Here is a 20,169-nt window from a genome sequence, read left to right on the forward strand (position 1 = left end):
AGCCTCCCTATGACCGCGCCCGTCATTCACTCGCTGCGCGAACAGATTCGCGAGCACATTGTGGAAGGCATCGTGAGCGGTCGCTGGAAGCCGGGCGAGCGGATCGTGGAGCGGCGCATCGCCGTCGAGCTCGAGGTCAGCCAGACGCCCGTACGGGAGGCCCTGCGGGAGCTCGAGTCGCTGCGCCTGATCGAGTCCGCGCCCAACAAGGGCGTGCGCGTGCGCGATCTCACCGCCGCGGACCTGGAGGAGAGCTACCCCGTGCGCGCGGGCCTGGAGGCCATCGCCGCGGAGCTGGCCGCCGACCGCCTCGCGGACGACTGCTCGGCCCTGGAACCGCACGTCACCGCCCTGTACGACGCGGACCGCGCCAAGGACGGCACCGGCCAGGTGCGGCACACGGTGGCCTTCCACCGCGAGCTGGTGCGGGCCGCGGGGAACTCGGTGCTCCTGCACACCTGGGAAGGCCTCGGCATCGAGGTCTTCACCGCCCTTTCGATCCGCTGGCTGGGCACGGTCCAGCAGTCGTACGCGGAGGAGCACGAGGCCCTCGTACAGGCCTTCCGGCGCCGGGATCCGCGGATCGCGGAGCTGGTGAAGGCCCATGTGCTCGGCTGCGCCCCCCGGCCGGACGGCGAGGCGTAGGCTCCGCGCCCGCCCGGAGAGGAGCGCCCCGGGCGCGCTCATCTCGCGCGGACCCCGCTCATACGTCGCCCCACCAGCGCGAATCCTGCGTTTTAAAGGCACAGGGTGCCCCACACTGTGGCACCCTGTGCCTACTTTTGCCCTGAGAGGGAAGTTTTCCACTCAACGCTTTGATCGATCATCGATCGTGGGCTTACAGTCGACGACGGGCTCTCACCCGAGTCCCGCGCCCTGTCCTGCCAAAGACCAAGGGCACACCCCCGACCCTTTCCGTTAAGGGACCCCGCCCGACCAGGCAAGGGAACCCCTCCGACTCAGGAAGGCGGCGTCAATGACCGACCCCTCCCGCATCCAGCCGAGCGAGCTCGACCAGCTCCCGGACCGCGACCCCGAGGAGACCGCCGAATGGCAGGCCTCGCTGGACGCCGTGACCAAGGCGGCCGGGCCGCACCGTGCCGCGTATCTGATGCGCCGCACGCTGGAGCGCGCCGAGGGCGCGGGCCTGGCGCTGCCCAAGCTTCTTGAGACGGACTACGTCAACACCATCCCCACCGCCGCCGAGCCCGTCATCGACGGCGACGAGGCGATGGAGTCCCGCATCACCGCGTGGAACCGCTGGAACGCGGCCGCGATGGTCACCCGCGGCTCGAAGTACGGCGTCGGCGGCCACATCGCCACCTTCGCCTCGGCCGCCTGGCTGTACGAGACGGGCTTCAACCACTTCTTCCACGGGAAGGAGGGCGACGGCTCCGGCGACCAGCTGTACATCCAGGGCCACGCGTCCCCGGGCATCTACGCCCGCGCCTTCCTCGACGGCCGTCTGAACGAGACGCAGCTCGACAACTTCCGCCAGGAGTCGGGCGGCAACGGCCTGCCGTCCTACCCGCACCCGCGCCGCCTGCCCTGGCTGTGGGAGTTCCCGACGGTCTCCATGGGCCTCGGCCCGCTGTCGGCGATCTACCAGGCCCGCTTCAACCGCTATCTGACGAACCGCGGCATCAAGGACGTCTCCGCCTCGCACGTGTGGGCGTTCCTCGGCGACGGCGAGATGGACGAGCCGGAGTCGACGGCGGCCCTCGCACTCGCCGCCCGCGAGGGTCTGGACAACCTGACCTTCGTCATCAACTGCAACCTGCAGCGCCTCGACGGCCCCGTCCGCGCCAACTTCAAGATCGTGCAGGAGCTGGAGGCCCAGTTCCGCGGCGCGGGCTGGAACGTCGTCAAGTCCCTGTGGGGCGGCGCCTGGGACGAGCTGTTCGCGCTCGACACCACCGGCGCCCTCGTCCGCCGCCTGCGCGAGGTCCCGGACGCGCAGGTGCAGACGTACCAGACGCGCGACGCCGCCTACATCCGCCAGGACTTCTTCGGCAAGGACCCGGCGCTCGTCGAGATGGCGAAGCTGCTCTCCGACGACAAGATCCTCGAGTGCTTCCACCTCTCCCGCGGTGGCCACGAGCCGCGCAAGGTGTACGCCGCGTACAAGGCCGCGCTCGCCCACAAGGGCGCGCCGACCGTCATCCTGGCGCAGACCGTCAAGGGCTTCACCCTCGGTGAGGGCTTCGCGTCCAAGAACGCGAACCACCAGATGAAGAAGCTCTCGACGGACGAGTTCAAGAACATGCGTGACCTTCTTGAGCTGCCGATCTCCGACTCCCAGTTCGTCGACGGCCAGGTGCCCTACGGCCACCCCGGCGCCGACTCGCCCGAGGTGCGCTACCTCCAGGAGCGCCGCGCGGCCCTCGGCGGCCCGGCCCCGGCCCGCCGCACGCACGCCATCGCCCCGCTGCCGTCCGCCGCCGACAAGGTCTTCGCCTCCTTCGACAAGGGCTCGGGCTCGCAGAACGTGGCGAGCACCATGGCGCTCGTCCGGCTCCTGAAGGACCTGGTCCGCGACAAGGAGACCGGCAAGCGCTGGGTCCCGATCGTCCCGGACGAGGCGCGCACCTTCGGCATGGAGTCGCTGTTCCCGTCGCTCGGCATCTACTCGCCCAAGGGCCAGACGTACGAGCCGGTCGACCGCGACCAGCTGATGTACTACAAGGAAGCCAAGAACGGCCAGATCCTCAACGAGGGCATCACCGAGGCCGGTTCGATGGCGGACTTCATCGCCGCGTCGTCCGCGTACGCCACGCACGGCGAAGCGATGATCCCCTTCTACATCTTCTACTCGATGTTCGGCTGGCAGCGCACCGCCGACCAGATGTGGCAGCTCGGCGACCAGCTCGGCCGCGGCTTCCTCATCGGCGCCACCGCGGGCCGCACCACGCTGACCGGTGAGGGCCTGCAGCACGCGGACGGCCACTCCCCGATGATCGCCGCGACGAACCCGGCCGCCCTGTCGTACGACCCGGCGTTCGCCTACGAGATCGCCGCCGTCGTCAAGGAGGGTCTGCGCCGCATGTACGGCGAGGCCAAGCCGGGCGAGGACCAGGACGTCTTCTACTACCTGACGGTCTACAACGAGCCGATGCCGCAGCCCGCGAAGCCCGCGGGCGTCGACGAGGGCATCATCAAGGGCCTGTACCGCTTCAACACGGCCGAGACGGCGGGGCACTCCCCCGCCGCCAACGCCGCGCGGATCCAGCTGCTCGGCTCGGGCACGGCCATCCACTGGGTCCTCAAGGCCCAGAAGATGCTCGCCGAGGAGTGGGGCGTGGCCGCCGACGTGTGGTCCGCGACCTCCTGGACCGAGCTGCGCCGGGACGCCCTGGAGGCGGACGCGGCGGTGCTGCGCGGCGAGGAGCGGACGCCGTACGTGCGCCAGGCGCTCGGCGGCGCGCAGGGCCCGGTGCTCGCCGTGTCCGACTACATGCGCCAGGTGCCGGACCAGATCGCGCAGTGGGTGGAGCAGGACTACTCCTCGCTCGGCGCGGACGGCTTCGGCCTCTCGGACACGCGGGACGCGGCCCGCCGCCACTTCGGTGTCGACGCCGAGTCCATCGTGGTCGCCGCGCTCGCGCGCCTCGCGCTGCGCGGGGACGTGCCTGCGGCCGCCGTGAAGGAGGCTCGGGCCGCCTACGGTCTGTAAGCCTCCGGCTCGACGCTAGGGGGGTGCGGGGGTTTCTTCCCCGCACCCCCTCTTTTTTCTGCGCTTTTTCTGTGCCGCCGCTTCGCGGCGGATTTTCTCCCACCCGCCCACCCGTGCGCCCCTGAGCTGCGAAGCGGCCTCCTCGACGCGTGGCGCTGCGGGTGCGTTGTTCGGTCGGCTTGTGGGCCCGGGCATCATGGGGGCATGCGCGCTGCCCGGCTCATCAAGATGGTGCTTCTGCTCCAGTCGCGGCCCTCGATGACCGCGGCCGAACTCGCGGCGGAGCTCGAGGTGTCGGAGCGGACCATCACGCGGGACGCGCAGGCCCTTTCGGAGGCGGGCGTGCCGGTGTACGCGGACCGGGGGCGCGCGGGCGGCTACCGTCTCATCGGGGGCTACCGGACCCGTCTGACGGGGCTCGCCCGCAGCGAGGCGGAGGCGCTGTTCCTTTCGGGCGTGCCGGGAGCGCTGCGCGAGATGGGCCTGGAGGACGCCGCGTCCGCGGCCCGTCTGAAGGTGTCCGCCGCCCTCCTGCCCTCCCTGCGCGACGCCTCGCAGAACGCGTCCCAGCGCTTCCACCTGGACGCCCCGGGCTGGTTCAAGGAGACCCCGGCCCCCGAGCTGCTGCCCGCCGTGGCCGACGCGGTGTGGGACGACCGGCGCGTCACGGCCCGCTACCGCCGCCAGGACGCGGAGGTGGAGCGGGAGCTGGAGCCGTACGGCCTGGTCCTGAAGGCGGGCGTCTGGTACTTGTGCGCCCGCGTTCCGGACAGCGGCTCCTACCGGGTGTACCGGATCGACCGGTTCACCGCCGTGTCCTCGTCCGTGTCCGGCGACGACCGCTTCGTCCGGGACGAGGAGTTCGACCTGCCCGGCTTCTGGGAGGAGCGGGCCGCGCAGTTCGCGCGGGCCATCCTGCGCGACGAGGCCGTGCTGCGGCTCTCCGCGGACGGGGCGCGGCAGCTGCCCTACGTCACCGACCGCGCGGCCGCCCACGAGGCCCTCGCGGGCGCCGAACCCGACGAGCGGGGCCGGGTGACCGTCACCCTGCCCGTCGAGTCCGCCGCCGTCGCCTACACCCAGCTGCTCGTCCTGGGGCCGGAGGTGGAGGTCCTGGAGCCGCCGGAGCTGCGCGAGCGGTTCGCGGCCACGGCGGCCCGGATGGCCGGGCTCTACCGGTAGCCGGTCACGTCGGCGGTGGGGCTGTCCTGGTCGACCTCCGTGAGGTAGCGCCAGGCGTCCGGCGCCGAGCCGTCGACGTCCGTGAAGCCGTACTCCTTGGCGAGCCCGCCGCTGGACAGGGACTGGCCGTTGAAGCGCGCCACCTCGGGGTCGGCGGCGAGCGCGGCGAGGGCGCGGCCGACGTACACGGGCGTCTCGGAGATCGCGAAGTGCGGGTTCTGCCGGGTGCCGTCGAGCCAGTTCTCCTCGGTGACCTTGAAGTACGTGTCCAGCATGGCCTCCGAGCGCAGCCAGCCGGGGGTCAGGCACACGGCCGTGCAGCCGTACTCCGTGAGCTCCTCGGCGAGGGCGCGGGCCATGCGCAGCGGGGCGGCCTTGGCGAGGTCGTAGTAGTACGGCTTGCGGTAGCGCTTGTTGTACTCCTCGGTGCCGTCGGTGACCTCCACGACCAGGCCGCCCTCGTTGCGGATGAGCAGCGGCAGCGCGAAGCGGCTGGTGACGATGTGGGTCTCGACGCCGAGGCGCAGGACGCGCAGCCCCTTGTCGAGGTCGTGCTCCCACATCTTCTTGTCCCACTCGACATGGGTGTCCCCGCCCCAGATGTCGTTGACGAGGATGTCCAGGCGGCCCCGCTCGCGGTCGATCCGGTCGACGAGCGCCCTGACCTGGTCGGGGTCGAGGTGGTCGGTGGGGACGGCGATGCCGGTGCCTCCGGCCTCGGTCACCAGGTCGGCCGTGCCCTCGATGGTCTCGCTGTCGCGGCCGACCTCGCTGACGTGCTCGCGGGTGGTGCGCCCGGTGACGTACACGGTGGCTCCCGCGCGGCCCAGCTCCACGGCCATGGCCCGGCCCGCGCCGCGCGTGGCCCCGGCGACGAGGGCGATCTTCCCGGTGAGCGGGTGCGTGGTCTTCTGTGCGTTGTCCATGCGAGGAGCCTGACACCGAAAGCCGACATCTTCTGTCGGGCTTTCCACGGGCATGTGCACGCATAACGACACAGCAGCTTTCCGGCGCACTCCGCGTGCGCCCCCACCCGCCAGGGCCGATGCTTGTCCCGTGATGGACGAGACGGAGTTCTGGGAGATCGTGGACAGCACCCGCGAGGCCGCCGAGGGCGACCCCGAGGACCACGCCGAGCTGCTCGTGGAGCGCCTGCTGCGGGCCGACCCCGACGTCGTGCTCGACTTCGCCCGGCACTTCGAGGCCCGCTACAACCGCGCCTACCGCTGGGACCTGTGGGGTGCCGCGTGGGTGCTGCTCGACGGCGTGAGCGACGACGCCTTCGACTACTTCCGGTGCTGGCTGATCGGGCAGGGCCGCGAGGTCTTCGAGGGCGCCCTGCACGACCCGGACTCCCTTGCCGACCTCCTCGACGACTTCGACGAGGAGATCGACGGCGACGGCGAGGAGCTCGGCTACGCGGCCGACGAGGCCTACGAGCAGCTCACCGGCACCGTGGCCCCCGACCTCGGCATCGCGCCCGCCCCGCCGGAGCCCGAGGGCACGCCGGTCGACTTCGAGGACGACGCGGTGCTCGCCCGGATCTATCCGAAGCTGTGGGAGCGGTTCGCCGCCCGCTGATCCCGGCCGCGCGGCGGGGTGCCGGTCAGCGCTCCCACGCGAACACCAGCAGGGCCACGTCGTCCCTGACGCCTCCGGAGAAGCGGACCACGTCTGTCCAGATCGCGTCCGTCAGGGCCGCCGGGTCGTCGTGCTCGGCTCCGAAGAGCGCGGGCAGCCGTTCCGCCAGCGGATAGAAGGCCCCGGTGGCGTCCCGGGCCTCCGTCACCCCGTCCGTCACCGTGAGCAGCCAGTCGCCGGGCCGCAGCGCCACCACGGCCTGCCGGGGCGGGGCCGCCCCGGCGATGCCGAGGCCGAGCGGGGCGGCCGGGGTCACCTCCAGCTCGGTGACGGTGCCCGCGCGCAGCAGCAGCGGTGGCGGGTGGCCGCAGGAGACCAGGCGCAGCTCGTCGGCCTCGGCGCCGAACTCCAGGAGCACGGCGGTGGCGAAGAGCTCGGCGGGCTCGCCGTGTCCTGGGCCTCTGGTGCCTCGGGTGCCTCCGGTGTCCCCGACGCCTTGGGCCTCCTGCGCCTCCTGGGCGTCCCGGGCGTCGATCACGAGGCGGCGGTCCAGGCGGGCGGCGACGCCCTCCAGGTCCCGCTGGTCGAGGACCGCCTCCCGGAAGGCGCCGAGCAGCGCGGCGACGGTCCCGACGGCGGCGAGCCCGTGCCCCTGCACGTCCCCGACCAGGGCCCGCACCCCGCACGGCCCCCGGCGCACGTCGAAGAAGTCGCCGCCGACCAGCGTGCCGCGCTGCGCCGCCCGGTACAGACCCGCGCAGCGCACCGGCCCCACCCGTTCCGGCAGCGGCGGCAGGACCGCGAGCTGGGCGGCCTCGGCGACCGTGCGGACGGTGACGAGCTGGGCCTCGCGGCGGCTGCGGACGGCGGCGAAGAGCACGCTGAGCACGGCCACGAAGGCGACGGTCGCGGTGTCGCTCTCGCCGGGGTGCCCGAGGTCGTAGCGCGGCAGGTTGAGCATCAGGAGCACGATGCCGCCGAGCAGCGCGGTGGCGGCGGGCCCGTACGCGAGGGCGGCGAGCGGGGGGACGGCGGCGAGGAGGAAGCTGAGGTCGAGGCTCTTGGGCGTGAGGACCTGGATGACGACGGTCAGGACCAGGAGCACCGGGGCGGGCCAGCGCATCCAGGGCGCGGTGGGCGCGCGCCGGGGCCAGTCGGGACCGTGTGCGTCCCGCCGCCCGACCGCGGCCCTTGGCATCCGTGCTCCTTCCGGCGACGGGGGTCCTCCTCACGCTCCTACGAGCGCGGGGCGCCCGCACGCCGGGCCGGTCAGGTCGGGTGTCGCCGCGCGCCGCCGGGGCCGCGCGGCCGGGTCACAGGGAGCGGCCCATGAGCACGTCGTCGACGTACTGGCCGTCCAGGAGGAACTCGCCGGGCAGGACGCCCTCGGTGGCGAAGCCCTCCGCCTCGTACAGCGCGCGGGCGGCCTTGTTGTGCCCGAGGACCCGCAGCGTGAGCCGGCGCGCGCCCTGGCGGCGGGCCTCCGCCACGACCGCCCTCATCAGCTCCCGGCCCACGCCCTTGCCGCGGGCCTCCTCGGCGACGACGAAGCCGAGGATCTGGCGCACGTGCGCGTTGACGGCGAGCGGGGTGGGGAAGCCGAGCCGGATGTAGCCGACGAGGCGGCCGTCGAGCTCGGCGACCAAGTGGTCGCGGGGCCCGAAGCGTTCGGAGAAGAACGGCTCGTACGGGGGCTGCGGACGGGACTGCACGGAGTGCACGGTGGACCAGTTCTCACGGTCCACGCGGGCCAGCGCGTCGGCGTCGTCCGGGCGGGCCGCGCGTATGTACGTCTGCTGCATGAGCGCCACTGTACGGCGGGGGTACGACAGCCCACCCGACCTTTTCGCGGCAGGATGGACCCATGGAACCCACGCGCCCGGACCCGTCCCCCGCGCCCGCGCCGCGGCCGCACCGCGTCGCCCTTGCCGGGGCCTCCGGCCTCATCGGTGCGGCCCTCGCGCGCTCGCTGGCCGCCGACGGACACGAGGTGGTGCGTCTCGTACGGCGCGCGCCGAGCGCGCGGGACGAAGTGCGCTGGGACCCCAAGGGCGGGCGCGTGGACACCGCGGGGCTCGCGGGCTGTACCGCCGTCGTCAATCTGGCGGGGGCCGGTGTCGGCGACCGGCGCTGGAGCGCGGCGTACAAGCGGGAGCTCCGCGACAGCCGGGTGCTCGGCACCAGGACGCTCGCCGCGGCCGTCACCGCGCTCGACGAGCCGCCGCGCGTGTTCCTCAACGGCAGCGCGATCGGCTACTACGGGGAGACCGGTGACCGCGCCGTCGACGAGAGCGCCCCCGCGGGAGCGGGGTTCCTGCCGTCCATGTGCGTGGAGTGGGAGGCGGCGGCGCTGCCGGTCCAGGAGGCGGGCGTGCGCACGGTGTTCGCGCGCAGCGGTCTGGTCGTGGCCCGTGGGGGCGGCGCCTGGGGGCGGATGTTCCCGCTGTTCAAGGCCGGTCTCGGCGGACGGCTCGGGAACGGGCGGCAGTTCTGGAGCTTCATCGCGCTGCGCGACGAGGTGGCGGCGCTGCGGCATCTGCTGGCCCGGGACGATCTGTCGGGGCCGTTCAACCTGACGGCGCCGCAGCCGGTCACCAACCGCGAGGTGACGGCGGCGATGGGCCGGGCGCTGCACCGGCCGACCGTGTTCACGGCGCCGGAGCCGGTGCTGCGGGTGGTCCTCGGGGAGATGGCGGGGGACGTCCTCGGCAGCCAGCGGGTGCTGCCCGCGCGCCTGGTGGAGTCCGGGTTCACGTTCGCGCACCCGACGGTCGACGAGGCGGTGCGGGCGGCACTGGCGTGACGGCCGCCTGGCGTGACGGCCGCCCGAGGTGACCGCCGCCCGGGGTGACGGCCGCCCGGCGTGAGGCGGTCACGACGAGGGGCACCGGGGAGGGCCGCCGGAGCTCCGGCGGTCCGCGTGTGACCGGTCGCGATCGTTTCGGCGCGGGTGTGCGACCGCTGTGCGACCGTGCCCGGTCCATGCGCGACTGCCGTTGCCCGGCCGGACTCCTACCCTCGTGGTGGACTCGGGGATTCCACGGCTCCGTGGAGGGCATAAGGGTCCCCAGCAGCCGCGCAACCTCCGGGAGGAGCACGTGCCAGAGCCTGCGCACCATGCGGATGTCGTCATCGTGGGAGCCGGGGTCTCGGGACTGTCGGCCGCACACCAGCTGACCAGGGCCGGGGTAACGACCGTCGTCCTGGAGGCCGCACCTTACATCGGGGGCCGGATGTCGACCGAGAAGGTCGACGGCTTCCGGCTCGACCGGATCGGACAGCTGCTGACCACGTCGTACCCGGAGCTGCGCCACACGCCAGGGCTCGACGCGCTCGTCCTTCGCCCGTTCGCGCCGGGGCTGCTCGTGCACAGCGAGGGGCGCCACCACCGCGCCGCGGTGCCCAGCGGCCAGCCCCTGGGGAGCACAAGGGGCGCACTCAGCGCGGCACGCGCCCTCGCGGGCGCCCCCCGGGTGGCGAGGCCCGTCCGCACGCCCCCCGGAACCACGCCCCGGCAGTCCCGGCCGCCCGCGCGCAGCACTCCCCTGGGGAGCGCACTCGACCAGGCCCGCCTCGGCGCCGCGCTCGCCCGGCTCGCCGGGACGCCGGTGCGGCGGCTCCTCGCGCGCCCCGAACTCCCGGCCGCCCGGGCCCTGTCCGCGCGCGGCCTGCCCGCACGGACCGTCGAGGGCTTCCTGCGCCCCCTGCTCTCCGCGCTCCTGTGCGACCCGGACCTGACGACGTCGAGCCGGTGCGCCGACCTCGCCCTGCACGCCTTCGCGCGCGGCCGCCTGTGCCTGCCCGAGGGCGGCGCCGACACCCTGCCCGAGCTCATCGCGGCCGCTCTGCCGCCCGGCACGGTCCGCACCGGCGTCCGGGTCACCGCGGTGGCCGCCAACCGCGTCACGACCGCCGAGCACGGCGAGCTGACCTGCCGCGGCGTGCTCCTGGCCACCGACGCGCGCGCCGCCGCCGAACTCCTTCCCGGCCTGCGGGTGCCGCCCTTCCACCCGGTGACCGTGATCCACCACGCGGCGCCCGAGCCGCCGCTCGCCGAGCCAGCGCTGCTCCTTGACGCCGACCGCCGGGGCCCGGTCGCGCACACCGCCGTGGTCAGCCGCGTCGACCCCACGCGCGCGCCCGCGGGCCGCACGCTCGTCTCCTCGACCGTCCTCGGCCCGCCCCCGGACGACGTCGAACGCACCGCGCTCGCCCACCTCGCCGAGCTGTACGGCACCTCGACCGGGCGCTGGGAGCTGCTCGCCGTCCACCGCACCGCCCAGGCGGTGCCCGCGATGCCGCCGCCGCACGACCTGCGCCGCCCGGTGCGGCTCCTGTCGGGCCTGTACGTGTGCGGCGACCACCGCGACACGAGCACGGTGCAGGGCGCGCTGCACTCGGGGCGGCGGGCGGCGCGCGCCGTGCTCACGGACTTGGGGATCACGCCATCGCAGCCGGAGGACGCTCTGGTCGCCGTGGCCTGAGCACCCGTCTGACCGGCTCCCCCGGAAGCCCTCGCGCCCCCCACGCGGGGGCTTCTTCCCGCCGGGAGCCGGGGCGGCGGGATAACGGGATAGCGGGGTGGCGGGGTGGCGGAACGAGGACATCCCGCCACCCCGGCACTGCTCCCGCGTCAGCCGAGCGCCGCGACCTTGTCGCGGTAGCCGCGCACGGGCGCCGCGTCCCGGTACGGCTCCAGGCGGCGCTCGAAGTCGCGCACGTACTCCACGGCCCGTACCGAGCGCATCTCGCCCGCCGCCTGGGCGGCCTCCGCGCCGAGCTGGCAGGCCTGCTCCAGCTCGCCGAGGCCGAGCCGGGAGCTGGCGAGGACGACGCGGCAGAAGAGCCGGGAGCGGGCGTATCCGGGGGCGCGCAGCTGGAGCGAGCGCTCGGCGTGCTGCGCGGCCGCGCGGTACTGCTGGAGGTCGCGGTTGCAGTGCGCGAACTCGTCGGCCAGTTGCGCCTCGTCGAAGAAGCGCGCCCAGTACGGCACCTCGTCGCCGGGCCGGGCGGCTTCCAGGGCGCGCTCGGCGCGCACCATGGAGGCCGTGCACGCCCTCACCTCGGCGAGCACGCCGTGTCCGCGCGCCTCCACGGCGTGCAGCAGGGCCTGCACGACCGGGGGCGCGGAGGAGCCCACGCCCTGCTGGGCGACCCGCGCCAGCTGCACGGCCTCGCGGCCGTGCCCCAGATAGACGGCCTGGCGGCTCATCGTGACCAGGACGTAGGAGCCGTACGCGCGGTCGGCGGCCGCCTGCGACAGGCGCAGCGCCTGCACGAAGTAGCGCTGGGCGAGGCCGTGCGCCGCGATGTCGTACGACGTCCAGCCCGCGAGCCGGGTCAGGTCGGCGGCCGCGGCGAACAGGCGCCGCCCGGCCTGTTCGTTGTAGGTGCCGCGGAGCATCGGCTCCGCCTCGTGCTCCAGGTAGCGGACCAGGGCCTGGCGGGCGTGGCCGCCGCCGTAGGCGTGGTCGAGGGCGCGGAACAGCTCGCCGACGGAGCGCAGCGCCGCGATGTCGCCGCCGGTCACCCGGTGGCCGGGGCCACGGTCGGTGTCCCGGCGCTGGCGGGGCACGCCGGGGCGGCCCTGCGGGGGCACGCGCGGCGTCTGCTGCGGTTCGCCGCGGGCGACGCGCTCGTCGGCGCGGCCGATCAGCCAGTCCCGGCTCGGCACGACGAGCCCGGCCGGGGTGAACGCGATCTTGCGCAGTTCGGCGTGGCTGCCGGAGTCCTTGCGCCACAGGCCGCCGACGATGTCGATGGCCTCCTCGGGCGAGGCCGCGAACTCCAGGCCCGCGTAGACCGGCGCGCAGGCGTCGAGCCCGAGGTCCTGCGCGGACAGACGGCGGCCGAGGCGGCGCGTGAAGACCTCGGCGATCAGTGCGGGCGTGGTGCCTCTCGGCTGCTGTCCGCGCAGCCAGCGTGTCACCGATGTTTTGTCGTACCGGAGGTCGAGCCCGTGCTCGAGCCCTAGCTGATCGACGCGACGGGCCAGGCCCGCATTGGAGAATCCGGCTTCCGCGATAAGCGCGGCGAGCTGGCGGTTGGGGGTGCGCTGCGGGGGTCGTTCCGTCATCAGCTGTGCGGTCTCCTGCCCTTGGGCCTGTCGTGAACAGCCCTTATGGCCTCGTGAACGGCGTGAATGTAACGGCACTCATAGCCCGCATCCCGACCTTCAAGCCGCATTCATCCGATCGTGTGAGTATTGGCCAGAGGGCTGACGGGCGGGCGCCAGTCGTACAGTGGCTGGGGCGCGATCCGTGCACGGTGAAGGTTTCCGGGCCCGGTGGTGGCTTACGGGCACGGTGAGGTTAGGGAGGCACACGCCGTGGGCGAGTTGCGATTCATCCGGCTGGGCTTCGGCCCGGACAAGGCCGGCTACGTCGAGTACCAGGACGCCTGGGACGAGCAGCGCCGCGTGCACGCGGCCCGCTTCGCGGACGAGGTCCCCGACACCTGTCTGCTCCTTGAGCACCCGCCGGTCTACACCGCGGGCCGCCGCACCGAGCCGAGCGAGCGCCCGCTGGACGGCACGCCCGTGGTGGACGTCGACCGCGGCGGCAAGATCACCTGGCACGGCCCGGGGCAGCTCGTGGGCTACCCGATCCAGAAACTGCCGCGTCCGGTGGACGTCGTAGCACATGTACGCCGTCTGGAAGAGGCACTTATCCGAACGTGTGCCGAGTTCGGTCTGGCCACCACGCGCGTCGAGGGCCGCAGCGGCGTGTGGGTCCTCGGCGATCCGGTGGAGCGGCGCCCGGCACTCGGCGGCCTCAGCCTCGACTTCGACCCGCGCCTGGCGGACGACGAGTTCGACCCCCGGCTGAACGGCCCGGAGTACGCGCCTTCCAACGCGGGCCAGCGCCGCGAGGACCGCAAGGTCGCGGCGATCGGCATCCGCGTCGCCAAGGGCGTCACGATGCACGGCTTCGCGCTGAACGTGAATCCGGACAACACCTGGTTCGACCGGATCGTGCCGTGCGGCATCCGCGACGCGGGCGTGACGTCGATCGCGAACGAGGTGGGCCGCGACCTCACGATCGCCGACGTCCTGCCGGTGGTGGAGAAGCACCTCAAGGACGTCCTGGAGAACGCGGACCTGAAGCCGCGGGTCATCGAGCAGCGGCCCGAGCAGACTGCCGGGTCCGCCGCCGCGGAACCGGCCGCCGGGCGGGTCCCCGAGACGGCCCTCTCCTAGCCGCCGCACGGCTGGGGGGCGCGCACGGGAATGCACCCCCTTGGCCAGAGGTTGGCCAGGAGTAAGCCCCATGAGATAACGGGCGTACCCTGGGGTGCGCCGACGAATCGAAGTTACGCCAGCTATGCAGGGAGCCGATGTGTCCGCAGTCGCACCCGACGGACGCAAGATGCTGCGCCTGGAGGTCCGGAACGCCCAGACCCCCATCGAGCGCAAGCCCGAGTGGATCAAGACCCGGGCGAAGATGGGCCCCGAGTACACGCAGATGCAGAAGCTCGTGAAGAGCGAGGGCCTGCACACGGTCTGCCAGGAGGCGGGCTGTCCCAACATCTACGAGTGCTGGGAGGACCGCGAGGCGACGTTCCTCATCGGCGGCGACCAGTGCACGCGCCGGTGTGACTTCTGCCAGATCGACACCGGCAAGCCGCAGGCCCTCGACCGCGACGAGCCGCGCCGCGTCGGCGAGTCCGTCGTCACGATGGACCTGAACTACGCCACCATCACCGGCGTCGCCCGCGACGACCTGGAGGACGGCGGCGCCTGGCTGTACGCGGAGACGGTCCGCCAGATCCACGCGATGACGGCGGAGCGCGCCGAGGGCTACACCAAGGTCGAGCTGCTCATCCCCGACTTCAACGCCGATCCCGACCAGCTGGCCGAGGTCTTCTCGTCCCGCCCCGAGGTCCTCGGGCACAACGTCGAGACGGTGCCGCGGATCTTCAAGCGGATCCGCCCCGGCTTCCGGTACGAGCGCTCCCTCGAGGTCATCACGAAGGCCCGCGAGGCCGGTCTGGTCACCAAGTCCAACCTGATCCTGGGCATGGGCGAGACCCGCGAGGAGATCAGCGAGGCGCTGCGCGAGCTGCACGCGGCGGGCACCGAGCTGATCACCATCACCCAGTACCTGCGCCCCACGCCGCGCCACCACCCGGTCGAGCGCTGGGTGAAGCCCGCCGAGTTCGTGGAGCTGAAGCAGGAGGCCGAGGAGATCGGCTTCTCCGGCGTGATGTCGGGTCCGCTGGTGCGGTCCTCGTACCGCGCGGGGCGGCTGTACCAGATGGCGATCGAGAAGCGCGGCGCCTACGTCGCCTCGCAGGCGGTCTGACGGCGGCGCCCGGTTCGCTCCGGGCGCGGCGCCCGGCCCGCCGCACCGGCGGCGGCACCCGGCCCGCACGGGTAGCGCCCGGCCCGCCCGGGTCGCGTGTGAATCCGCGCACAAGTGACTACCACCCAGTAATGGCCGAGAAGACGCGGCCTCCACGGTCCCCGCAGGTGAGGGTGCCCGTAGAGGCCGCGTCAACGTTTGGGGCCCTCGCGTCAAGGCTTCATCGGTGTTTGACCGCTCGGTCACGCCCTGGTAACACCAATCAGTGACGCTGGAACTACCGCACGTAGAGCCTTACCCAGAGCCCGGGTGGTAGTCCCGGCCACCGGCCCCCACCACAACGCAGTGCCAGCGAGTGCCCACTCGTAGCGTTCCCCCGTTCACCATCGCTTCTCGGAGGGCATCACCATGCAGGCCGCGCCCGTACGCGCCAACGCCATCCCGTCCGTCACCGACGCGCTCCGCGCCGTCGAAGCGCTGCTCATGAGCGGCGGCCAGCGCACCGCCCGCCGCAACGCCTGGACGTCCGTCCTCGAGGACCGGCGCCGGGCGAAGGACCGGTCCGAGGCCCAGCGCGTGCTGGAAGAGGCGGGAACAACCCGCACGTCGTAGTCACTCGCGGGGGCACGTAGACTTCGCCCCATGGCGAGGAAGGAAACCACCGCGGCTGACGCCGCGGCGAACCCGGGGCGACTCAAGCAGATCGCTCTGACGTACAAGATGACCCGGCGGGCCGACTCCAAGATCGGTCTCATCATCGCGGCTGTGGGAATCGTCACCTTCGGTGTCTTCCTCGCGATCGGTCTGTGGCTCGACCACCCCATCTATCTCGGCATTCTCGGCTTCGTGCTCGCCTTCCTCGCGATGGCGATCGTCTTCGGACGCCGCGCCGAGCGAGCGGCCTTCGGGCAGATGGAGGGCCAGCCCGGCGCGGCGGCCGCGGTGCTCGACAAGATCGGCCGCGGCTGGACGACGACCCCCGCGGTCGCGATGAACCGCAGTCAGGACGTGGTGCACCGCACCGTCGGCAAGGCGGGCATCGTCCTCGTCGCCGAGGGCAACCCGAACCGCGTGAAGCCGCTGCTGGCCGCCGAGAAGAAGAAGATGGCCCGCATCGTCGCGGACGTCCCCGTGCACGACGTGATCGTGGGCACGGGCGAGGGCCAGGTCGAGCTGAAGAAGCTCCGCACCACGCTCCTGAAGCTCCCGCGCGTCCTCCAGGGCCCCCAGGTGACGGCGACCAACGACCGCCTGAAGGCCATGGGCGACCTGATGAGCAACATGCCCCTGCCGAAGGGGCCGATGCCGAAGAACGTGCGCATGCCGAAGGGCCCGAAGATGCGCTAGCGCGCGCGTCGTACGCGTCTACGCCGAGCGGGGCGGCCGGAACCGAAGGGTTCGGGCCGCCCCGCTTGTTTGTCGTTGGGCTTGTCGTTGGGTGGTGCGTGGTCGCGTGGCGCGTGGTCGCGCGTGGTGCCTGCTCGGGTGGCGCGTGCCAGGAAGCCGGAACACGCGGGTGGCGCGTGCCAGGAAGCCGGCACGCATGCGCACCGGAAAGCTAAATCCGCACCTGCACCGCGCGAGCCAGGCGGTCGTGCAGGCCGCGGCCGTCGCGGTCCCAGATGATGGCCGGGATGCCGAGGCACAGGAGCGCGCCGCGCACGATGACGCGGCCGAAGCCGAGGCGGCCGCCGCCCTCGGCGATGACGCGCAGGCCGAGGAGGCGCTTGCCCGGGGTGCAGCCGACGGTGCCCACGGTCAGGACGCTCATCACGAAGAGCAGGCCGAGGGCCCAGTTGCCCGCCGCCTGGGCGCTGCCGCCCGCGAACAGGCCGTACGCGATCACCATGCACAGCGCCCAGTCGATCGCGATCGCCGCGATCCTGCGCCCCGGCCGCGCGATGGAGCCCGGCCCTTCCTCGGGCAGGCCGAGCCGCTCGCCCCGGTATCCGAAGTCGACGCCCGCCTCCTCGGCTGCCGCGCGCGGGCCGGAGAGCCACGATCCGATTGCTTGCCTGTTGTCCACCCGTCCACGGTACTGCGCCCCTTTTGATACGGGGACGGGCGGGGCCCCCGTACGGCCCCCGCGCCACCGGCCCGGTTAACTTCGGCGAAACAAATGGGTCACGCTTGAGAAATCCCCCGTCCCTATGGTCGGGTCCAGCGTGTGCCACCGCACTGGCCGCACGACCGAGCTGCAACCCCGCTCCTCCTGGGCGGGAGTAGGAGGAGCTGGATGTTCCAGAACGCCGACGACGCCAAGAAGTTCCTCGCGGATGAGGACGTGAAGTTCGTAGACGTCCGCTTCTGCGACCTGCCGGGTGTGATGCAGCACTTCACGGTGCCGGCCGAGGCGTTCGACCCCACGGAGGAGCTGGCCTTCGACGGCTCGTCCATCCGCGGCTTCCAGGCCATCCACGAGTCCGACATGGCGCTGCGCGCGGACCTGTCGACGGCCCGCGTCGACCCCTTCCGCCGGGACAAGACCCTCAACGTCAACTTCTTCATCCACGACCCGATCACGGGCGAGCAGTACTCCCGCGACCCGCGCAACGTCGCCAAGAAGGCCGAGGCCTACCTCGCCTCCACCGGCATCGCGGACACCGCGTACTTCGGCCCCGAGGCCGAGTTCTACGTCTTCGACTCGGTCCGCTTCGAGACCTCCGCCAACCGCTCGATCTACGAGATCGACTCCGAGGCGGGCGCCTGGAACACCGGCGCGGTCGAGAACAACCGCGGCTACAAGGTCCGCTACAAGGGCGGCTACTTCCCGGCCCCGCCGGTCGACCACTTCGCCGACCTGCGCGCCGAGATCTCCCTTGAGCTGGACAAGCAGGGCCTGAAGGTCGAGCGCCAGCACCACGAGGTGGGCACGGCGGGCCAGGCGGAGATCAACTACAAGTTCAACACGCTGCTCGCCGCCGCCGACGACCTGATGCTCTTCAAGTACATCGTGAAGAACGTCGCGTGGCGCAACGGCAAGACCGCGACCTTCATGCCGAAGCCGATCTTCGGCGACAACGGCTCGGGCATGCACGTCCACCAGTCCCTGTGGACCGGCGGCGAGCCCCTCTTCTACGACGAGCAGGGCTACGCGGGCCTCTCGGACACCGCCCGCTACTACATCGGCGGCATCCTCAAGCACGCCCCCTCCCTCCTCGCCTTCACCAACCCCACGGTGAACTCCTACCACCGCCTGGTCCCCGGCTTCGAGGCCCCGGTCAACCTGGTCTACTCGCAGCGCAACCGCTCCGCCGCGATGCGCATCCCGATCACGGGCTCCAACCCGAAGGCCAAGCGCGTCGAGTTCCGCGCCCCCGACCCGTCCTCGAACCCGTACCTGGCCTTCTCCGCCCTCCTCCTCGCGGGCCTCGACGGCGTCAAGAACAAGATCGAGCCGGCCGAGCCGATCGACAAGGACCTCTACGAGCTCGCCCCCGAGGAGCACGCGGGCGTCCCCCAGGTCCCCACCTCCCTCCCCGCGGTCCTCGACGCCCTCGAGGCGGACAACGAGTACCTCCAGGCCGGCGGCGTCTTCACCTCCGACCTGATCGAGACGTGGATCGACTACAAGCGCACGAACGAGATCGCCCCGATCCAGCTGCGGCCGCACCCGCATGAGTTCGAGCTGTACTTCGACATCTAAAGGGTGGGGTCGGGTGGCCTGCGAGGGATCAACCGAAACGTGTCGTGACCTGCGGAAGCACTTCTCGCGAGTTCTCACGGGTCCTGGCTGATTTTCCACTGCGTTGTGCACCGAGTGTGCACCGGAGCACACAAACCCTGACTCGGTGTCAGACACGTTAGTGAAGGCCGTCACTTACAAGTGACGGCCTTCACTCGTTGCCCGGACCACATGCCATTCACGACGTCTCTCCGCACAGGCTGGCTCTGATCCGCTACCTGACGTGAACTGTGACATGGCAGCGTCCAGAAAGCCATCCCACCTGAGCCCTGCAGCCCACCCCGCCGCAGAAAATCTATGGGAGTCGCCGGTGGGACCATCTACGCTCATTGGTCGTGGTCGTATACGCGAGCTGGAATCGGACAGACGCCTCGGTGAGGCGAGCTGCGGAGCCGGAATCAGAGTTCTATGACAGGATCGCCGGTCCGTACTGGGATCAGCGAGTGGTGCTCGCACCTCCCTGATCAGGATCAGCCCGGCTTGCGCAGTCGGCTTCGAGACCGGAACTCCGACGCAAACGTCTCCTCCGCGCTGTGGGAGTTGTACCTGCACGAGATGCTGCTTGGGTCCGGCTGCACCGTGGAGATCGAGCCTGGAATAGGTACTCGCGGCAGGAACCCCGACTTCCTAGTCACCTGCGAGGGCCAGCAATTCGTCGTCGAGGCGAAATGGACGGTCCAACGCCTGGACGGAACGGCATCCAACAGGCAGCTCCCGCCCGTCCTGATCGATGCCATCGACGGTGTGCCGAGCCCCAACTTCTTCGTGTCATACAGGATTCACCAGACAGGGTCAGGAACACCCTCGCAAAGGCGGCTGAAAACTGGGCTGGAGCGGTGGCTCGCCAGCCTGGATCCCGATCAGGTCATCGCCGACAAGGCCCCATTACCCAAGCACACCTGGCAGGAGGCCGACTGGTCCCTCTCGTTCAAGGCGATCCCCCGTAGCCCCGATAGGCGAGGAGATCCAACGAGCAGGACAATCGGCTTCTACCCCCCGATGACCTGGTTCAATGACGAGTCGGATCAAGTGCTCGACGCAGTCAAGAAGAAGGGAGGGAAGTACGGCGATCTAGCGCTGCCGTTCATCGTGGCGGTTGGCCGTGCGGGCGCCTTCCCTGAAGACGAAGAAGTAGAGACCGCGTTGTACGGAACCTCCGTCGAGTACGTCCACAACAGCACACCGACCTTCGGCCGACAGCCCTACGGCTACTGGACCGGCACCTACGCCCACGCTCACAGCCGGGTCAGCGGCGTGCTCACCGTAGACAACCCGGCACCCTGGACCTGGACCAAGAACACCCCCGTCCTGTGGCAGAGCCCCAACCCCAGTTCTCTTCGGGCTCCCGTCCTACCTAACTGGAAAACGGCACAACTGGTCAATGCCCACGTTCACCACCAAGCACCGGCCAACCCAATCCACACCGCCCTCGACTTGTCCGAACACTGGCCGGTCGGAGCCCCCTTTCCCCGGCGTCGCCAGAACAATGCGGGCTGACTGCAGTCGAATTCGTTCATGCCGACCCAGAGACTGCCCTTGCCATCAGAGATGGTGCTGCAGGCAGCGCAGCGGGCCGACTACTTATGGCTCACAATCGGCTCCTCGGAACCATTGCCCGTCGCCGGGTTTCACAGAGAGGTGAGTATTCACTGAAGGCTTCTCATCCTCGGGTCTGAGGGGTGGGGCTGCTCGGGAGGGCCTGTGACGTGGCAGGGCTCCTGGTCGTTCGGTTGGTGATCTCACTC

At 71.6% G+C, this 20,169-nt stretch carries 17 protein-coding genes; 12 read left to right on the forward strand and 5 right to left on the reverse strand.

Annotated features, from left to right (window positions below; genetic code table 11):
* The first annotated feature begins 9 nt into the window (after positions 1-9).
* The 3 genes from AC07A4_RS34910 to AC07A4_RS34920 all read left to right on the forward strand — a co-directional run bounded on the left by AC07A4_RS34910 (position 10) and on the right by AC07A4_RS34920 (position 4,855).
* Positions 10-645 (forward strand): GntR family transcriptional regulator, encoded by a 636-nt coding sequence (locus AC07A4_RS34910; RefSeq protein ID WP_478606722.1) that lies wholly within the window; start codon positions 10-12, stop codon positions 643-645.
* Positions 646-976: 331 nt separating this feature from the next.
* Positions 977-3,673: a pyruvate dehydrogenase (acetyl-transferring), homodimeric type gene (aceE, locus tag AC07A4_RS34915; protein ID WP_478606724.1), complete on the forward strand. Its 2,697-nt coding sequence runs from the start codon at positions 977-979 to the stop codon at positions 3,671-3,673.
* 204 nt (positions 3,674-3,877) lie between these two features.
* Positions 3,878-4,855: a helix-turn-helix transcriptional regulator gene (locus AC07A4_RS34920; protein WP_478606725.1), complete on the forward strand. Its 978-nt coding sequence runs from the start codon at positions 3,878-3,880 to the stop codon at positions 4,853-4,855.
* Here AC07A4_RS34920 and AC07A4_RS34925 read toward each other — a convergent pair.
* Positions 4,846-5,781: an SDR family oxidoreductase gene (locus AC07A4_RS34925; protein ID WP_478606728.1), complete on the reverse strand. Its 936-nt coding sequence runs from the start codon at positions 5,779-5,781 to the stop codon at positions 4,846-4,848. The genes AC07A4_RS34920 and AC07A4_RS34925 overlap by 10 nt on opposite strands.
* A gap of 133 nt (positions 5,782-5,914) precedes the next feature.
* On the opposite strand from AC07A4_RS34925, the gene AC07A4_RS34930 reads away from it, so the two are divergent.
* On the forward strand, positions 5,915-6,436 hold the full coding sequence (locus AC07A4_RS34930) for a DUF4240 domain-containing protein (protein ID WP_478606778.1): 522 nt from the start codon (positions 5,915-5,917) through the stop codon (positions 6,434-6,436).
* 25 nt (positions 6,437-6,461) lie between these two features.
* Here AC07A4_RS34930 and AC07A4_RS34935 read toward each other — a convergent pair whose 3' ends face one another.
* A complete protein-coding gene (locus AC07A4_RS34935; protein WP_478606731.1) occupies positions 6,462-7,634 on the reverse strand; it encodes a PP2C family protein-serine/threonine phosphatase in 1,173 nt (390 codons plus the stop codon).
* A 115-nt stretch (positions 7,635-7,749) separates the two neighbouring features.
* Positions 7,750-8,238, reverse strand: a complete 489-nt coding sequence (locus tag AC07A4_RS34940; RefSeq protein ID WP_478606733.1) for an N-acetyltransferase family protein — start codon at positions 8,236-8,238, stop codon at positions 7,750-7,752.
* A 62-nt stretch (positions 8,239-8,300) separates the two neighbouring features.
* On the opposite strand from AC07A4_RS34940, the gene AC07A4_RS34945 reads away from it, so the two are divergent.
* Positions 8,301-9,239 carry a TIGR01777 family oxidoreductase gene (locus AC07A4_RS34945; protein ID WP_478606736.1) on the forward strand — a complete coding sequence of 313 codons (939 nt, stop codon included), beginning with the start codon at positions 8,301-8,303 and terminating at the stop codon, positions 9,237-9,239.
* 295 nt (positions 9,240-9,534) lie between these two features.
* Complete coding sequence (locus AC07A4_RS34950; RefSeq protein ID WP_478606738.1) at positions 9,535-10,920, forward strand: NAD(P)/FAD-dependent oxidoreductase; 1,386 nt, start codon at positions 9,535-9,537, stop codon at positions 10,918-10,920.
* Positions 10,921-11,069: 149 nt separating this feature from the next.
* On the opposite strand, the gene AC07A4_RS34955 is transcribed toward AC07A4_RS34950, so the two are convergent.
* Positions 11,070-12,512, reverse strand: a complete 1,443-nt coding sequence (locus tag AC07A4_RS34955) for a regulator (protein ID WP_478606740.1) — start codon at positions 12,510-12,512, stop codon at positions 11,070-11,072.
* 252 nt (positions 12,513-12,764) lie between these two features.
* Between AC07A4_RS34955 and lipB the strand changes: the two genes are divergently transcribed.
* From lipB to AC07A4_RS34975, 4 genes are all read left to right on the forward strand, one after another.
* On the forward strand, positions 12,765-13,634 hold the full coding sequence (gene lipB / locus AC07A4_RS34960) for a lipoyl(octanoyl) transferase LipB (RefSeq protein ID WP_478606742.1): 870 nt from the start codon (positions 12,765-12,767) through the stop codon (positions 13,632-13,634).
* A gap of 139 nt (positions 13,635-13,773) precedes the next feature.
* The gene (locus AC07A4_RS34965) at positions 13,774-14,739 is read left to right on the forward strand and encodes a lipoyl synthase (RefSeq protein ID WP_478606743.1); all 966 of its coding nucleotides are present in this window, start codon (positions 13,774-13,776) and stop codon (positions 14,737-14,739) included.
* A 408-nt stretch (positions 14,740-15,147) separates the two neighbouring features.
* Positions 15,148-15,351 carry an SCO2195 family GlnR-regulated protein gene (locus tag AC07A4_RS34970; protein ID WP_478606745.1) on the forward strand — a complete coding sequence of 68 codons (204 nt, stop codon included), beginning with the start codon at positions 15,148-15,150 and terminating at the stop codon, positions 15,349-15,351.
* A gap of 30 nt (positions 15,352-15,381) precedes the next feature.
* Entirely contained in the window at positions 15,382-16,086 is a 705-nt protein-coding gene (locus AC07A4_RS34975) for a DUF4191 domain-containing protein (RefSeq protein WP_478606746.1), read from the forward strand.
* 211 nt (positions 16,087-16,297) lie between these two features.
* Here AC07A4_RS34975 and AC07A4_RS34980 read toward each other — a convergent pair whose 3' ends face one another.
* Positions 16,298-16,765 carry an RDD family protein gene (locus AC07A4_RS34980; protein ID WP_478606748.1) on the reverse strand — a complete coding sequence of 156 codons (468 nt, stop codon included), beginning with the start codon at positions 16,763-16,765 and terminating at the stop codon, positions 16,298-16,300.
* Between the two features lie 210 nt (positions 16,766-16,975).
* Between AC07A4_RS34980 and glnA the strand changes: the two genes are divergently transcribed.
* Positions 16,976-18,385, forward strand: coding sequence for a type I glutamate--ammonia ligase (glnA, locus tag AC07A4_RS34985; protein WP_150510631.1), 1,410 nt, complete (start codon positions 16,976-16,978; stop codon positions 18,383-18,385).
* A gap of 579 nt (positions 18,386-18,964) precedes the next feature.
* Positions 18,965-19,921, forward strand: coding sequence for a hypothetical protein (locus AC07A4_RS34990; protein ID WP_478606749.1), 957 nt, complete (start codon positions 18,965-18,967; stop codon positions 19,919-19,921).
* Positions 19,922-20,169 lie beyond the last annotated feature (248 nt).

It is taken from the genome of Streptomyces sp. NPDC043996 (assembly GCF_056435225.1).

Excerpts from the sequence above, each read along its gene's own strand:
- AC07A4_RS34910 (WP_478606722.1), top strand. The coding sequence starts at position 10 with ATGACCGCGCCCGTCATTCACTCGCTGCGCGAACAGATTCGCGAGCAC.
- aceE (WP_478606724.1), top strand. The coding sequence starts at position 977 with ATGACCGACCCCTCCCGCATCCAGCCGAGCGAGCTCGACCAGCTCCCG.
- AC07A4_RS34920 (WP_478606725.1), top strand. The coding sequence starts at position 3,878 with ATGCGCGCTGCCCGGCTCATCAAGATGGTGCTTCTGCTCCAGTCGCGG.
- AC07A4_RS34925 (WP_478606728.1), bottom strand. The coding sequence starts at position 5,781 with ATGGACAACGCACAGAAGACCACGCACCCGCTCACCGGGAAGATCGCC.
- AC07A4_RS34930 (WP_478606778.1), top strand. The coding sequence starts at position 5,915 with ATGGACGAGACGGAGTTCTGGGAGATCGTGGACAGCACCCGCGAGGCC.
- AC07A4_RS34935 (WP_478606731.1), bottom strand. The coding sequence starts at position 7,634 with ATGCCAAGGGCCGCGGTCGGGCGGCGGGACGCACACGGTCCCGACTGG.
- AC07A4_RS34940 (WP_478606733.1), bottom strand. The coding sequence starts at position 8,238 with ATGCAGCAGACGTACATACGCGCGGCCCGCCCGGACGACGCCGACGCG.
- AC07A4_RS34945 (WP_478606736.1), top strand. The coding sequence starts at position 8,301 with ATGGAACCCACGCGCCCGGACCCGTCCCCCGCGCCCGCGCCGCGGCCG.
- AC07A4_RS34955 (WP_478606740.1), bottom strand. The coding sequence starts at position 12,512 with ATGACGGAACGACCCCCGCAGCGCACCCCCAACCGCCAGCTCGCCGCG.
- AC07A4_RS34970 (WP_478606745.1), top strand. The coding sequence starts at position 15,148 with ATGCAGGCCGCGCCCGTACGCGCCAACGCCATCCCGTCCGTCACCGAC.
- AC07A4_RS34975 (WP_478606746.1), top strand. The coding sequence starts at position 15,382 with ATGGCGAGGAAGGAAACCACCGCGGCTGACGCCGCGGCGAACCCGGGG.
- glnA (WP_150510631.1), top strand. The coding sequence starts at position 16,976 with ATGTTCCAGAACGCCGACGACGCCAAGAAGTTCCTCGCGGATGAGGAC.